We start from the raw sequence: 15749 nt of genomic DNA on the forward strand, positions 1-15749 counted from the left end.
AGATTTATTTTAGTATAGCATTGCAAAAAGATGAATTCAACCATGAAATTGTACAAAATACACAAAAAATGGTTTCTAAAATTGAAAATATTTTAACAATATGATAGTGAAATAACAAACGAAGCTGTCGGAAAATTAACTAAATTACATGAGAAAAAGCTATAGATTTTTGGAAATTTGTATGCTAGAATGAAAAAATGAAATGAGTTTTCTGGTGAAAACGACAAAATTTGACAATAACTAAGGGAGGTAAAAGAGAATGCTTTCTAAAAAATCTACAGTTCAGTTCAATGGAACGGAAGAACAAAAAAAAGAACTGTTAGAGATGATTCATGAACTGAAAGACGAAAAAGGTTCCTTGATGCCGATTATGCAAAGGGCTCAGGATATTTATGGATATCTGCCTATTGAGGTTCAGACAATCATTTCTGATGAAACGGGTATTCCATTAGAGAAGATCTATGGAGTTGCCACATTCTATTCTCAGTTTAACTTGAACCCAAAAGGACGTTATCGTATATCTGTCTGTCTTGGTACAGCTTGCTATGTAAAAGGTTCTGGTGATATTTACAATAAGCTGATGGAAAAACTGGGAATCGTAGGAGGAGAATGTACTCCAGATGGTAAATTTTCCCTGGATGCCTGTCGTTGTGTAGGAGCCTGCGGACTGGCACCAGTCATGATGGTTAATGATGAAGTATACGGCCGGCTTACAGTAGATGATATTGATGATATTCTGGCCAAATATGAATAGATATGATGACAGAAATTGCATTGAATATTCTGGATGTTACAGAAAACTCTGTGCGTGCTGGAGCCAGCTACATAGAGATTAGTGTCATAGCAAATACAGAAAAGGACATTCTTGAAGTATCGGTAATTGATAATGGATGTGGAATGAGTGAGGAGCAAGTGAAAAAGGTGACGGACCCTTTCTACACGACAAGAACGACCCGTAGAGTTGGCCTTGGTATTCCTTTTTTTAAACAGGCAGCTGAGAGTACCGGGGGAAGCTTTTCGATTTGCTCGAAGGAACAGGAAGGCACCTGTGTAAAGGCAGTATTTGGATTGTCTCATATTGACAGGATGCCGTTGGGTGACATTAATTCGACTATTTATACACTGGTAGTATTCAATGAATCAATTGATTTTCATTATAAATATGAATATGACGGTAAAGGATTTGTGCTTGATACAAAGGAAATGAAGAATATATTAGGCGGCTTGTCGTTCAAAGATGCTGAAGTGTCTCAGTTTATTCGGGAATATCTGGATACGAATAAGGCAGAAGTGGATGACGGGAAAACATTATGACGTAAAGGGAGGAAAGGTATGAAATCTCTGGAAGAATTAAAAGCAATAAGAGAAAAAAATCAAGGAAAAGTCGGTGTCCGCTCTGAAAGTGAGACACAGACCAGAGTCGTTGTTGGTATGGCGACTTGTGGAATTGCAAGTGGTGCAAGACCGGTGCTTACGGCTCTATCAGATGCAGTGCAGAAGGAATATTTGACGGATAAGATTAGTGTGACTCCAACAGGATGTATTGGATTATGCCAGTATGAGCCAATTGTTGAAGTATTGGAACCAGGAAAAGAAAAAGTAACTTATGTGAAGATGAATCCTGAGAAAGCGATGGAGGTATTTGAACTTCATCTGAAGAAGGGACAGGTCGTTACAAAATACACATTAGGGGCGCAGCAATTATAAGTAAAGGAGGTATAGGTCTATGTATCGTTCGCACGTTTTGGTATGTGGTGGAACAGGATGTACTTCCTCAGGCAGCCAGAAGATCAGAGAAAGACTTGTAGAAGAGATTAAGAAAAACGGATTAGAGAATGAAGTTGGTGTTGTTAAGACAGGTTGTTTCGGTTTGTGTGCATTAGGTCCAATTATGATTGTATATCCGGAAGGCTCTTTTTATGCAATGGTAAAGGAAGAAGATATTCCGGAAATTGTATCCGAGCACCTCTTAAAAGGAAGAGTTGTAAAACGTCTTCTTTATGATGAGACAGTAAAGAGCAGTGAAGAGATTCTTCCACTGCAGGAAACACAGTTCTATAAGAAGCAACACAGAGTTGCACTTCGTAACTGTGGTGTTATTAATCCGGAAAATATTGAAGAATATATTGGAACCCGTGGATATGAAGCTCTTGGTACAGTCCTTACAACGATGAAACCGGAAGAGGTTATCCAGATCATTCTGGACAGCGGACTTCGCGGACGTGGCGGAGCAGGATTCCCGACTGGATTGAAATGGAAATTTGCTGCTGCAAATGCTGCAGATCAGAAGTATGTCTGTTGTAATGCTGACGAAGGAGACCCGGGTGCATTTATGGATCGTTCCGTTCTGGAAGGAGATCCGCATGTAGTATTAGAGGCAATGGCAATTGCCGGCTATGCAATCGGAGCATCTCAGGGATATATCTATGTACGTGCTGAGTATCCGATCGCAGTTGAGCGTCTAAATATCGCAATTAAACAGGCAAGAGAATATGGCCTGTTAGGAAAAAATATTTTTGATACAGGATTTGATTTTGATATTGAGCTTCGTCTTGGTGCAGGAGCATTCGTGTGTGGAGAAGAGACAGCGCTTATGACTTCTATTGAAGGTAATCGAGGAGAACCTCGTCCGCGTCCGCCATTCCCTGCATTAAAGGGTCTGTTCCAGAAACCGACAATTTTGAACAATGTTGAGACTCTGGCAAACATTCCTCAGATCATTTTAAATGGTGCGGATTGGTTTGCATCCATGGGAACAGAGAAATCTAAAGGAACCAAAGTATTTGCTCTTGGTGGAAAAGTTAAAAATACAGGTCTTGTTGAGATTCCAATGGGAACAACACTTCGCGAGATCGTAGAAGAAATCGGCGGAGGTATTCCAAACGGTAAGAAGTTCAAAGCAGCACAGACCGGAGGACCTTCCGGCGGATGTATTCCGGCAGAACACTTCGATGTTCCAATCGATTATGATAACCTGATTGCAATCGGATCAATGATGGGATCTGGTGGATTGATCGTAATGGATGAAGATACCTGTATGGTTGATATCGCAAAATTCTTCTTGGAATTCACAGTAGATGAATCTTGCGGAAAATGTGCTCCATGCCGTATCGGAACCAGACGTATGTTAGAGATTCTAGAGAAGATTACCAATGGTCAGGGAACTATGGAAGATCTGGATAAGCTGGAAGAGCTGGCAGCACATCTGAAGTCAAATTCACTGTGTGCTCTCGGTCAGACAGCTCCGAACCCGGTACTTTCAACCTTACGTTACTTTAGAGATGAATATGTTGCACATATTGTAGATAAGAAATGTCCGGCAGGCGTTTGTAAAGCACTTCTTACATATAAGATTGACGCAGATAAATGTAAGGGATGTACTTTGTGTGCAAGAACCTGTCCGAATGATGCTATTTCCGGTACAGTAAGAGAACCACATGTCATCAATCCAGATAAGTGTGTAAAATGTGGAGCTTGTATGGAAAAATGTCGTTTCGGTGCTATTTATAAAGAGTAATGGAGGATGGAGAATATGGAAAATATTAATCTTAAAATTAATGGCCTTGATGTATCAGCTCCTGCAGGTTCTACTATCCTTGAAGCAGCACATCTTGCAGGAATTAAAATACCTACCTTGTGCTATTTAAAAGAAATTAATGAAATCGGCGCATGCCGTATGTGTGTGGTTGAAGTAAAAGGCGCCAGAAACCTGGTGGCAGCCTGTGTATATCCGATCAATGAAGGAATGGAAGTATATACGAATACTCCGAAACTGATCGAATCCAGAAAGAAGACATTACAGCTTTTACTTTCTAACCATGAGAAAAAATGTCTGTCTTGTGTCAGAAGCGGTAACTGTGAACTGCAGCAGTTATGCCGTGAATATGGCGTAGATGATGAAGATTATTACAAAGGTGCTATGAATCATTATGAACTGGATGATTCCGCAGCACATATGGTTCGTGATAATAATAAATGTATCTTATGCCGTCGGTGTGTTGCAACATGTGAGAAAGTACAGGGAATTGGCGTAATCGGTACTAATAATCGAGGATTTGCTACTATGATCGGCTCTCCATTTGGCATGGGGCTGGGTGAGACCAGTTGTGTATCCTGTGGTCAGTGTATTGCTGTCTGTCCAACAGGTGCATTATATGAGAAAGATTACACGAAGCAGATCATTGATGCGATTGCAGATCCGGAAAAATATGTAGTTGTTCAGACAGCACCATCTGTTCGTGCAGGTCTTGGTGAAGAATTCGGATATCCAATGGGAACTGATGTAGAAGGTAAGATGGCAGCAGCTCTGCGCAGAATTGGATTTGATAAAGTATTCGATACAGACTGGGCAGCAGACCTTACAATTATGGAAGAGGCAACAGAACTGCTTGATCGTATCAAGAATGGCGGCGTTCTTCCGATGATTACCTCTTGTTCTCCAGGATGGATCAAATACTGTGAGCATTACTTCCCGGATATGACAGAGAATCTGTCAAGCTGTAAATCACCACAGCAGATGTTTGGTGCAATGCTGAAGACCTATTTCGCTGAAAAAGAAGGAATTGATCCTAAGAAGATTGTATCTGTCAGTGTTATGCCATGTACTGCTAAGAAATTTGAGATCGGAAGAGATGATCAGAATGCAGCAGGGGTACCTGATGTAGATATCGCGATTACTACAAGAGAGCTTGCAAGACTGATCAAACGCTGTGGTATTGACTTTACCGCACTTCCGGATGAGGATTTCGATGATCCGATGGGAGAGTCTACAGGTGCAGGTGTTATCTTTGGTGCAACTGGTGGTGTTATGGAGGCTGCTCTTCGTACAGCGGTTGAAGTTCTGACTGGAGAAGAACTGGCAAATCTTGAATTTACAGATGTTCGTGGAACACAGGGTATCAAAGAAGCTTCTTATAATGTGGCAGGCATGGATGTGAAAGTTGCAGTTGCATCCGGCCTTGGCAATGCAAGAGAACTTCTGAATAAAGTAAAATCCGGTGAAGCAGATTACCAGTTCATTGAGATCATGGGATGCCCTGGCGGATGTGTTAACGGAGGCGGACAGCCGCAGGTATCTGGTGAGGTACGCAACTTTACTGATGTACGCGGTATCCGTGCAAGCGTATTGTATAAGAACGATGCTGCAAAACCGATTCGTAAGTCACACGAGAATCCGGCAATTAAGAAGCTTTATGAAGAGTATCTTGGAGAGCCAGGAAGCCATAAAGCGCATGAGACCTTACATACAAGTTATGTAAAGAGAAGTATTAATTAAATAGAATTTATAAAATAATTAGAGAGATTTGGCACTATGATTTGGTGCCAAATCTCTTTTTCTATATATACATAAAAGAATAAAAATGAAATCAAAGCAAATACTCCCCGACAATTCCATTTTCCCCCCAAAAATGATATAATGAACGCATAGCGACGAACGCGCTTCCGTGCAGAAAGCCATGCGACTGCTCGCAAGTGCATGGCTTTTCTCGCGGAAGCATGTGAGTGCAACGAACACTGAGAGCACGGAGTGGTCGAAGTGGCGTTCGGAGCGTAGATGTGCAGAAGCAACGAACACTGAGAGCACGGAGTGGTCGAAGTGGCGTTCGGAGCGTAGATGTGCAGAAGCAACGAACACTGAGAGCACGGAGTGGTCGAAGTGAAAGGAGGTAATTATGAAGGTTCTGATATGTATTGGAAGTTCTTGCCATGTGCGTGGATCAAGAGATGTAATTGAGACGCTGACCAGTCTGGTCAAGGAATATGAGAAAAAGGTTGATATTGAATTGAGCGGCTCGTTCTGTATGGGAGCATGTTCTAAGGGGGTCAGTATCAAGATTAAAGACAGAATCTATCATGTAAAGCCAGAAGATGCAGAAGATTTCTTTCATGAGGTGATACTGAAGGAGGCTGAAACGTGCGGGTAATTGATTTTAAAGATGCAAGTTGTAAACATTGTTACAAGTGTGTGCGCTACTGTGAAGTAAAAGCAATCTCAGTAGAGAATGAACAGGCACATATCATGAAGAACCATTGTATTAATTGTGGACATTGTCTGGAGGTATGTCCACAAAATGCGAAGACATTTGCCAGTGACATGGAGCGTGTCAAAGGATATCTTCGCCAAGGGATGAAGACGATCATATCTATTGCTCCGTCCTATCTTGGAGTCCTTGAATATGATAAACCGGGACAAATCGTTGATGCGTTGCAAAGATTAGGATTTTATGAAGTGCGAGAGACGGCAGAAGGAGCTGCACTGGTGACCAGAGAATATTGGAAATTGTTAAAAGCAGGGGAGATGACGAATATCATTACAACTTGCTGTCCCAGTGTCAATGATTTGATTGAAAAGTATTATCCAGAGCTTGTGCCGATGATGGCTCCGGTAGTTTCTCCAATGATTGCACATGGAAGGTTGATCAAGCATATCTATGGTGAGGATGTGAAAGTTGTCTTTTTAGGACCTTGTATTGCAAAGAAAGAAGAAGCTATAGGGGATGAGCGTGTTCGCGGAGCAATTGACGCGATCCTGACATTTGAAGAAATCGTAAAGTGGTGGAAAGCAGAAGGAATAGATGTACATCAGTGTGAGAATAAACCTATGGGCAATCCAAATCCCAAAGTTAATCAGCTCTATCCAATCAGCGGCGGTATTATTCAATCGGTCCGGGCAAGTTCGATAGAAGATAATTATTATAAAATACATATTGATGGGTTGAAAGCTTGCATGGAACTTTTTGATGAATTGAAAAAAGGTGACATTCAGCATAGCTTTTTCGAAGTGAATGTCTGTGAAGGTGGGTGTGTCAAAGGACCTGCTTCTGACAAATGGAATCAATCGTTGATTCGTGCCAAGATGGATGTGGAAGACCAGGTGGCATATCGAGAAGAAGCAACAGAAATCGATGGAAGTGCGATAGATATGCATAAGATATTCAAGGATCGCCATGTAGAAGATCAAAAGCCTTCGGACCAGGAGATGAAAGAAGTTCTTCATGCTATGGGAAAATATACCAAAGAAGATGAACTGAATTGTGGGGCATGTGGATACCCGACATGTCGTGCAAAAGCTGTGGCAGTATATCAGAAAAAAGCAGAAATCGGCATGTGTCTGCCATATGCGGTTGCCCAGGCAGAATCTATGTCCAATGTAGTTATGGATGTAACGCCGAATATGATTATGATTGTGGATAAAGATCTCAGAATACGTGAATGTAATAAAAAAGCACAGGAGATGCTGGGGGTTTCAAGAGAAGAAGCCTTGGAACGATACATTTTTGAATTTGTTGATGCACAGGATATTGAGGAAGTATTGCGAACAAAACAACAGATCATCCGCAAGAAAATCAATTTGGAGTCTGTGCAATTAATGGTCGTTGAGACGATTATTTATATTAATAGTCTGGAATCTGTACTTGTGACATATCAGGATATTACCAGGGAAGAAAAAGCAAAAATACAGCATTATAACCTGAAAATGGAAACAGTAGAGATGGCACAGAAAGTTATTGATAAACAGATGATGGTGGCGCAGGAGATTGCCGGCCTTTTGGGTGAGACTACTGCTGAGACGAAAGTGACCTTGTCAAAACTGAGAGATTCAATTCTGTTTGAAGAGGAAGAGTAAGATGAGTGTAAGTGTAGATATATCTTGGAAAAGTCTGAATAAACACCACGAAGAACTATGTGGAGACAAGGTGGAAGTGTTGTCGACAGAAGATTCAGAAATCGTGATTCTTGCAGATGGAATGGGTAGCGGTGTAAAAGCGAACATCCTTGCGACTCTGACTTCCAAGATCCTTGGGACAATGTTTTTGGAAGGTGCTTCTATTGATGCATGTGTCGATACCATTGCTAAGACCTTACCAGTCTGTAAAGTCAGAGAAGTAGCATATGCAACCTTTAGTATTTTGCAGATTTTCCACAATGGAGAAGCATATCTGGTAGAATATGATAACCCGCTGTGTGTATTTGTAAGAGATGGAAAGATTGTAAATTATCCTTATAAAGAAAGAGTGATAGAAGGAAAGACCATTCGAGAGTATCGTTTTCAAGTGCAGCTAAAAGACTGTTTTGTACTCATGAGTGATGGTGTTATCTATGCAGGAGTCGGGGAATTACTGAATTTTGGATGGACCTGGGAAAATATGGCGGAATATACGCTGAAATGTACAAAGCAGACATTGTCAGCTTCACGCCTTGCCGCCATGCTAAGTCAGGCATGTGATGATCTGTATGGGCAGAAACCAGGGGACGATACAACCGTTGCAGTTGCAAGGGTCATCGAACGCCGGATTATTAACATCTTTACCGGACCACCTACACATAAAGAAGACGATGAGCGTGTGGTGCGTGATTTTATGGCACAGGAAGGTAAAAAGATTGTCTGCGGAGGTACCAGTGCGAATATCATAGCCAGAGTACTGAAAAAAGAGATTATAACCTCGTTAAATTATGCAGATCCAACAGTTCCGCCAACAGCAACGATAGAAGGTCTTGACCTTGTAACGGAAGGTGTGCTTACGATAGGGAAAGCCTTGGGATTATTAAAACGATACGAACAGGATGCATTTGACGAATTATTCTTCGAAGAACTCGATGCAGATAATGGAGCGGCAAAACTGGCAAAATATATTATCGAAGAATGTACAGAACTTAATCTGTTCGTAGGAAAAGCCATGAATGTGGCGCATCAGAATTCCAATCTGCCTTTCAATCTGAGCGTCAGGATGAATCTGGTGGAACAGTTAAAAGAATGCGTAGAACATCTAGGGAAAAATGTACATGTACAATATTATTGATGGGAATTTAGATGAGTTCGTTGGTGATTGAGAAGTGTACGGCGCAAGGGAGCTTGGTAGGCTGGTTGCTATCCGGTATCCTTCGCTGAGAATCCATAACAGAAACAAGAGCTGCAATTTCGTGACCGGACTGATTCACCGAGAAATTTGGGTAATTTCTCGATTCAGCAGTCCTTTCGAATTTGACTTGAGGTCAAATTCTCACACGAAATGGCGGCTCTTTTTTCTGCAACGGATTCTAACGCTTGGATAGACGGATAGCAACCAACCTACCAAGCTTCCTCGCGCCTGACATTCCCAATTACTGAACGAACTCATCTGGAGAAATTCCTAGCGCGAAGCGCAATGGGGAGCGATGTTTTATACTATTTATCATTATTTCAATGGAAGAATCAGTTAGTTATTCTGCCAATTTTTTGACATATCTTTGTTATGATCTTTCCCTCTGCATAACGCGCAGGAATTCTCCCGGATGAGGAAGTTGCGGATTTGGGTGATGTCAGGCGAGAAGATGGATGGGATGGCTGCCATTCGTTGGACAAGCGATAGAATCCGTTATGGGAAAAGAAGCAGATATTTTGTGCGATGATTTGGCCTCAAGCCAAATCTGAGAAGGCTGCTGAGCCTCGAAATCATCAGGATTTCGGGGTGAATCAGCCTGGTCACAAAATATCTGCTTCTTTTCCTGTTATGGATTCTTAGCGAAGGACTCCGCAATGGCAACCATCCCATCCGTCCTCTCGCCGTACACCTTCCAATTACCAACTAACTAATCTAAATTCCTATTGGAGAGATTCCAGTGTTGTAAAGAATTCGGGATATGATACATCTACACACTGGCTGTTTTCAATGATTGTCTCTCCTTGTGCGGTAAGGCCTGCAATTGCAAATGCCATGGCGATTCGATGATCGAGATAGCTTTGGATGTGGGCACCGGTAAGAGATGTTCCGCCTTCAATGATCATGCCGTCATCGGTTGGAGTTATCTCAGCGCCCATGGCTTTTAGTCCTTCTGTGACGGTATCAATCCGATTGGTTTCTTTTACTTTCAATTCAGCAGCATCCTTAATCACTGTAGTACCTTCGGCATGTGCAGCCATTACGGCAATCATTGGAATTTCATCAATTAGTGTGGGAATCATGCTGCCTTTAATAGTGGTTCCGTGGAGATGACTGTATTTGACTAAAAGGTCAGCAGTTGGTTCACCACCGGCATTTTTCTGATTCAGATAAGTAATGTCAGCCCCCATGTTCTGGCATACTTCTAAAATGCCGGCACGGGTCGGATTAATGCCTACATTTTGGATCAGAAGTTCTGAGCCTGGGACTAAAAGTGCGGCTGCGATAAAATATGCTGCAGAAGAGATGTCTCCAGGGACTTGTATTTTTTGTGCATATAATTCTTTGCATGGAGCAATATGTGCAGTGGCAGTTCCGTCGGTATGTTGAATGGAAGAAATGTCTGCGCCAAAACTCTTTAACATGAGTTCTGTATGATTACGAGACAAAGCAGGTTCGGTAACAGAAGTGGTACCGTCTGCGTAAAGTCCTGCCAGAAGGACGGCAGACTTAACCTGTGCAGATGCAACGGGTGATTGATAGTCAATACCATGCAGATTGCCCGGCTCTATTTTTAAAGGAGCACAATTATTTCCGTGAATACTGGTAATATGAGCTCCCATACTGTTCAATGGTTTCATGATTCTGCCCATGGGACGAGAATTCAGAGAATCATCGCCAGACATCACAGAAGTAAAGTCTTGCCCAGCCAGAATGCCGGACATTAAACGAGTGGTTGTTCCGCTGTTCCCTACATTTAATATATCAGCGGGAGCTGACAGACCATGCAGTCCTTTTCCGTGAACCAGAATACAATCTGGGCGTTGTTCGATATCGACGCCAAGTTTTCGAAAACAGTCAATGGTAGATAGACAATCTGCGCCATTTAGAAAATGGGTGATTTCCGTAGTGCCAAGGGCGATAGAACCAAACATAACGGAACGATGAGAGATAGACTTATCTCCCGGTATATGAATTTTTCCTTTTAAATTGGTAGTTGGATTAATCTTTTTAACGCTCATAAACAATATACCTGAATTTCTGCAATAATTCTGCGGCTTTTTTGGAAGAACCTTCGTCGTAGAATTCTATACGCAGAACCCCTTCTTCAAATTCTCTGTTATTTACGATTCCAATATTCTTGATGTTCAGATTGTTGGATGCAAGAATTGTAGCAATGGCAGCGATTCCGCCTGCTTCATCAATAATATCACAATAGACAGCAAATGTTTTCTTGATCGGACCGGCAGACACATCCGGGATAGAATTACGGTAATTTCTGGATGAATCAAACATATTGTACAGTGCATGTTCATCTTCCTGGTCGATCAGCATTTTTGCTTTTTCAAGTGAATGTATATATTCTCCAAGAATATGAGAAATATTCTCTTTGTTTTTTAAACAGATATGCTGCCACATAGTCGGTGAAGAAGAAGCAATTCGAGTAATATCTTTAAATCCTCCGGCAGCAATATTCTTCATTAATTCATTTTCTGTATCCGTATCCCGGACAAAATTGACCAGTGTAGAAGCAATGATATGTGGCAGATGACTGATTGTTCCGGTCGCATAATCATGTTCCTGATAATCCAGTATAATCGGGATAGAACGCAGACTTTCAACAAACTTGACATAGGCATCTATCTTTTCCTGCGATACCTTCCTGGTTGGAGTCAGCACATAATATGCATTTTCAATCAGCATAGCTTTAGAATTGATAAAACCACTTTTTTCAGAACCAGCCATAGGATGGCCGCCGATAAAATATTCTTCAATGCCAAGAGCCTCTACTTCCTTATGGATACTCGACTTTACACTGCCAACATCCGTAAGAATACAATCTTCATGCAGATAATTGGTTAACTGCTTCAGATAGGCTGTATTAAAAGATACTGGTGTACATAAAAAGATGTAATTACAATGATTGAAGTTATCATCAATAGTAGTTGCAGCTACATCAATAATAGATTCCTGGGTTGCCAGTGCCAAAGTTTCCTTATTTTTATCAAAAGCGACAATTTCATATTCAGGATAGTACTGCCGGATTGCTTTTGCGATAGAACCACCGATAAGTCCCAGACCGACAAAACCAATTTTATGTTTCATGTTAGTCCTCCTTTGGGGGAGGGGACGGGGGAAAATGAGAATTCCTCCGTCCCAGATTAAAATTACCCTGTTCCCGATTCATTTTACCCTGTCCCCAATTACTTGTCAATACTATAACGCTTTAAAGCATAGAAGCATACTTTGTTGTAAATTGTGTATAAAAGAGTTGTAATAGAAGCTTTTTTTTAGTACAATATATACATGAGATTTTACCAATATAAGGAGGCAGCTAATTATGAAGGTTTACAGAACGGATGAGATTAGAAACGTTGTCCTGTTAGGACATGGGGGATGCGGAAAGACAAGCCTTGTAGAGGCTATGGCTTATGTATCAGGAGCTACCAATCGTATGGGAAAAGTTACAGATGGTAATACGATTAGTGATTTTGATAAAGAAGAACAGAGACGTGAATTTTCAATTAGTACAACTTTAGTACCAATCGAGTGGGAAAAAGCAAAGATTAATGTACTGGATACACCGGGATACTTCGATTTTGTGGGAGAAGTTGAAGAAGCAGTCAGTGCGGCAGATGCAGCTGTAATTGTTGTGTCCGGTAAGGCAGGTGTGGAAGTAGGAACGGAGAAAGCATGGGAATTGTGTGATAAGTATAACCTGCCACGTATGATATATGTAACGGAGATGGATGTAGACGATGCTAGTTTCCGTCAGGTTGTTCAGGATCTGACTGACAGATACGGAAAAGTAATCGCACCTCATTTCCAGCCAATCCGTGAGAATGAGAAATTAGTTGGTTATGTCAATGTTATTAAGAATGCAGGAAGACGTTATACAGGTATTGGACAGCGAGAGGAATGTGAGATTCCGGATTATTGTAAACCGAACCTTGAAATTTATCGTGAGAAATTGTTAGAGGCAGTTGCAGAAATCAGTGATGAATATATGGAGCGTTATTTTGCAGGAGATGAGTTCTCTGTAGAAGAGATTCGTGCTGCGATGCGTACAGAGGTTATGGAAGGCAGTATCGTTCCTGTTGCAATGGGATCAAATATTCAGGCACAGGGCGTTGCAAATCTCTTATCTGATATTGTCAGATTCTTCCCAAGTCCTGATTGGAGAGAATGTGCAGGTATCAATCGCAAGACAAATGAGATATATGAAGCAAATTATGATTTCGCAAAAGCAAAATCTGCATATGTATTTAAGACAATGGTAGATCCATTCATTGGAAAATATTCATTCATTAAAGTTTGCTCTGGTGTATTAAAAGGCGATGATACACTTTACAATTCCGATTCAGAGACGGATGAGAAATTAGGAAAGATATATACAATGATTGGAAATAAGCCGGTAGAAGTAAGTGAATTATTTGCCGGTGATATCGGAGCAATTGCAAAACTTACGGCTACAAAGACAGGAGACACTCTTTCTACTAAGACAACTCCGGTTCTGTATGGTAAGACAGATTATTCAAAGCCATATACATATATGAAATATGTAACCAAGAATAAAGGAGATGAAGATAAAGTATCTCAGGCATTGCAGAAGATGATGGCAGAAGATGTAACCTTGAAAGTAGTAAATGACAGTGAGAACCGTCAGACATTGCTCTATGGTATGGGCGACCAGCATCTTGAAATAGCAGTAAGCAAGTTGGCAGAAAGATATAAATGTGAAGTTACTCTGGAGACTCCGAAAGTTGCTTTCCGTGAGACTTTGAAGAAGAAATCAGACGTAGATACCAAATATAAGAAGCAATCTGGCGGACATGGACAGTATGGTCATGTTAAGATGAGATTCGAGCCATCCGGTGATCTTGAGACACCATATGTATTTGAAGAAGAGGTTGTTGGCGGTGCTGTACCGAAGAACTACTTCCCGGCTGTTGAAAAGGGTCTGCAGGAGTCTGTTCTGAAAGGGCCTCTGGCTGGTTATCCGGTAGTTGGTGTAAAAGCGGTATTGTATGATGGATCTTATCATCCGGTAGATTCTTCTGAAATGGCATTTAAGACTGCAACGATTCAAGCATTCAAGAAAGGTTTCATGGAAGCAGGACCGGTTCTGTTGGAACCAATTGCCTCTATTAAAGTTATCGTTCCGGATGATTATACAGGAGATGTTATGGGAGATCTGAATAAGCGCCGCGGAAGAGTGCTTGGCATGAATCCAATTGCAGGTGGTTACCAGGAGATCGTTGCAGATATTCCTATGACAGGATTATTTGGTTATTGTACAGTATTACGTTCTATGACTGGAGGAAGAGGAACATATTCTTATGAATTTGCACGTTATGAGCAGGCTCCATCTGACGTTCAGGAAGCTGAGATCGCAAAAAGAGCAGCAGAAGAATAGAGATTTTTCACATAGAAGAAAAGCCCGTAAGGGCTTTTTTTCTTAGATTAAAAGTGCTATAATCTCCTTGTTATATGAAAAAATAATAGTAGATAGAGGATCATAGAAAATGAAGATAGTAGTAATTGGTGATGGCAAAGTCGGGCATAAAGTAGCGGCACAGTTGTCAGAAGAAGATTATGATATTGTTTTGATTGATCAGAATGCCGGAAAGTTAAGGGAATCGTTGAATCAAATGGATGTTTTCTGTATTACAGGGAATGGCGCTGATGTTGAGATACAGAAAGAAGCAGATGTACCACATGCCGATCTGGTTATTGCATGTGCATCTACGGATGAGATGAATATGTTAAGTTGCCTGCTTGCAAGGAGGCTAGGTGCAAAACATACAATTGCGAGGGTGCGTAATCCGATGTATTATCGCCAGATAGATATTTTAAAAGAAGATTTGCATCTGAGTATGGCAGTCAATCCGGAACTTGCGGCAGCAAATGAGATTTCTCGTGTATTATTACTCCCTGAGGCATGTAAAGTAGAGACCTTTATGAAGGGAAGAGTGGAACTGATCGAGCATGTTATGAGAGAAGAAAGTCTGTTAGCAGGATTGTCACTGGCTGAAATATATCGAAAGTTTCAGATCAAAATATTGGTGTGCGCGGTGAAGCGAGGGAGTGAGATTTATATTCCTGATGGAGATTTTGTATTGCAGCAAGGTGACAGACTCCATATCGCAGCGGCACATCAGGATTTGAAAGCTTTTTTTAAGGCATTAGGACGAAGAAATGCAAAGATAAAGAAGGTTTTGATCTGTGGCGGCGGTAACGTCTGCTTTTATCTTACCAGACAGCTTCTCCAGGTAGGTATGCAGGTAAAGATTGTGGAGCGTAATGAAAAGACTTGTGAATATCTATGCGAGGCATTGCCAGGTGTTACAGTGATTCATGGAGATGCGGCAGACCATGATCTGCTTCTGGAGGAAGGAATCGGAAATGCGGATGCAGTTGTTGCGTTGACAGGAATGGATGAAGAGAATATCATTATGTCACTTTTCGCTAAAACGCAGGGAGTCAGCAAGATTATTGCCAAAGTGAATGAAGATTCCAGAGCGCAGATGGTAGAAGGTCTTGGAATTGACAGTATTATTTCGGCGAAAAGTGCCGCAGCAGATGCAATTGTCGGTTATGTAAGAGCAAGAAATAATTCTTATAGCAGTGCCAATGTTGAGACTATATATCGGTTATTAAATGGTAGCTTAGAGGCAATGGAATTTATTATAAAAAAGGAAAGTAGCCTGACCAATGTTCCGCTTAAAAATCTTCCGACAAAGCCAAATAATCTGATTGCATGTATTGGACGAAACAGAAGGATCATTATTCCAAACGGAGAGGATCATCTGGAGGTTGGCGACAGTGTAATTGTAATTACGAAGGATCATATCATCAATGATTTGAAAGATATTTTGGCGTAGGGAG

At 41.2% G+C, this 15749-nt stretch carries 12 protein-coding genes; 10 read left to right on the plus strand and 2 right to left on the minus strand.

Going from position 1 to position 15749, the window contains the following annotated elements:
* Nucleotides 1-259 precede the first annotated feature (259 nt).
* The 8 genes from ACQRBH_RS08550 to ACQRBH_RS08585 all read left to right on the plus strand — a co-directional run bounded on the left by ACQRBH_RS08550 (nucleotide 260) and on the right by ACQRBH_RS08585 (nucleotide 8801).
* Nucleotides 260-754, plus strand: coding sequence for a complex I 24 kDa subunit family protein (locus tag ACQRBH_RS08550; RefSeq protein WP_235231769.1), 495 nt, complete (start codon nucleotides 260-262; stop codon nucleotides 752-754).
* Nucleotides 755-756: 2 nt separating this feature from the next.
* On the plus strand, nucleotides 757-1314 hold the full coding sequence (locus ACQRBH_RS08555) for an ATP-binding protein (RefSeq protein WP_427742896.1): 558 nt from the start codon (nucleotides 757-759) through the stop codon (nucleotides 1312-1314).
* 18 nt (nucleotides 1315-1332) lie between these two features.
* Nucleotides 1333-1707: a (2Fe-2S) ferredoxin domain-containing protein gene (locus ACQRBH_RS08560; RefSeq protein WP_427742895.1), complete on the plus strand. Its 375-nt coding sequence runs from the start codon at nucleotides 1333-1335 to the stop codon at nucleotides 1705-1707.
* A gap of 19 nt (nucleotides 1708-1726) precedes the next feature.
* Complete coding sequence (gene nuoF, locus ACQRBH_RS08565; protein WP_235231765.1) at nucleotides 1727-3517, plus strand: NADH-quinone oxidoreductase subunit NuoF; 1791 nt, start codon at nucleotides 1727-1729, stop codon at nucleotides 3515-3517.
* A 15-nt stretch (nucleotides 3518-3532) separates the two neighbouring features.
* Nucleotides 3533-5275, plus strand: a complete 1743-nt coding sequence (locus tag ACQRBH_RS08570) for an NADH-dependent [FeFe] hydrogenase, group A6 (RefSeq protein ID WP_427761367.1) — start codon at nucleotides 3533-3535, stop codon at nucleotides 5273-5275.
* 397 nt (nucleotides 5276-5672) lie between these two features.
* Nucleotides 5673-5924 (plus strand): (2Fe-2S) ferredoxin domain-containing protein, encoded by a 252-nt coding sequence (locus tag ACQRBH_RS08575; protein WP_427761368.1) that lies wholly within the window; start codon nucleotides 5673-5675, stop codon nucleotides 5922-5924.
* The gene (locus ACQRBH_RS08580; RefSeq protein ID WP_427761369.1) at nucleotides 5915-7627 is read left to right on the plus strand and encodes a [Fe-Fe] hydrogenase large subunit C-terminal domain-containing protein; all 1713 of its coding nucleotides are present in this window, start codon (nucleotides 5915-5917) and stop codon (nucleotides 7625-7627) included. Before ACQRBH_RS08575 ends, ACQRBH_RS08580 begins: the two co-directional genes overlap by 10 nt.
* Before the next feature lies 1 nt (nucleotide 7628).
* The gene (locus ACQRBH_RS08585) at nucleotides 7629-8801 is read left to right on the plus strand and encodes a SpoIIE family protein phosphatase (protein ID WP_427761370.1); all 1173 of its coding nucleotides are present in this window, start codon (nucleotides 7629-7631) and stop codon (nucleotides 8799-8801) included.
* Nucleotides 8802-9583: 782 nt separating this feature from the next.
* Here the strand turns inward: ACQRBH_RS08585 and aroA are convergent.
* Nucleotides 9584-10882: a 3-phosphoshikimate 1-carboxyvinyltransferase gene (gene aroA, locus ACQRBH_RS08590; protein ID WP_427761371.1), complete on the minus strand. Its 1299-nt coding sequence runs from the start codon at nucleotides 10880-10882 to the stop codon at nucleotides 9584-9586.
* A complete protein-coding gene (locus tag ACQRBH_RS08595; protein ID WP_427761372.1) occupies nucleotides 10872-11966 on the minus strand; it encodes a prephenate dehydrogenase/arogenate dehydrogenase family protein in 1095 nt (364 codons plus the stop codon). The genes aroA and ACQRBH_RS08595 overlap by 11 nt, the downstream gene beginning before the upstream one ends.
* Nucleotides 11967-12201: 235 nt before the next feature.
* Between ACQRBH_RS08595 and ACQRBH_RS08600 the strand changes: the two genes are divergently transcribed.
* The gene (locus ACQRBH_RS08600) at nucleotides 12202-14277 is read left to right on the plus strand and encodes an elongation factor G (RefSeq protein ID WP_427742886.1); all 2076 of its coding nucleotides are present in this window, start codon (nucleotides 12202-12204) and stop codon (nucleotides 14275-14277) included.
* A 109-nt stretch (nucleotides 14278-14386) separates the two neighbouring features.
* Complete coding sequence (gene trkA / locus ACQRBH_RS08605) at nucleotides 14387-15745, plus strand: Trk system potassium transporter TrkA (protein WP_235231756.1); 1359 nt, start codon at nucleotides 14387-14389, stop codon at nucleotides 15743-15745.
* Nucleotides 15746-15749: the final 4 nt, after the last annotated feature.

It is taken from the genome of Bariatricus sp. SGI.161 (assembly GCF_050313695.1).
In the GTDB taxonomy this organism is placed as follows: Bacteria; Bacillota; Clostridia; order Lachnospirales; family Lachnospiraceae; genus JAFBIX01.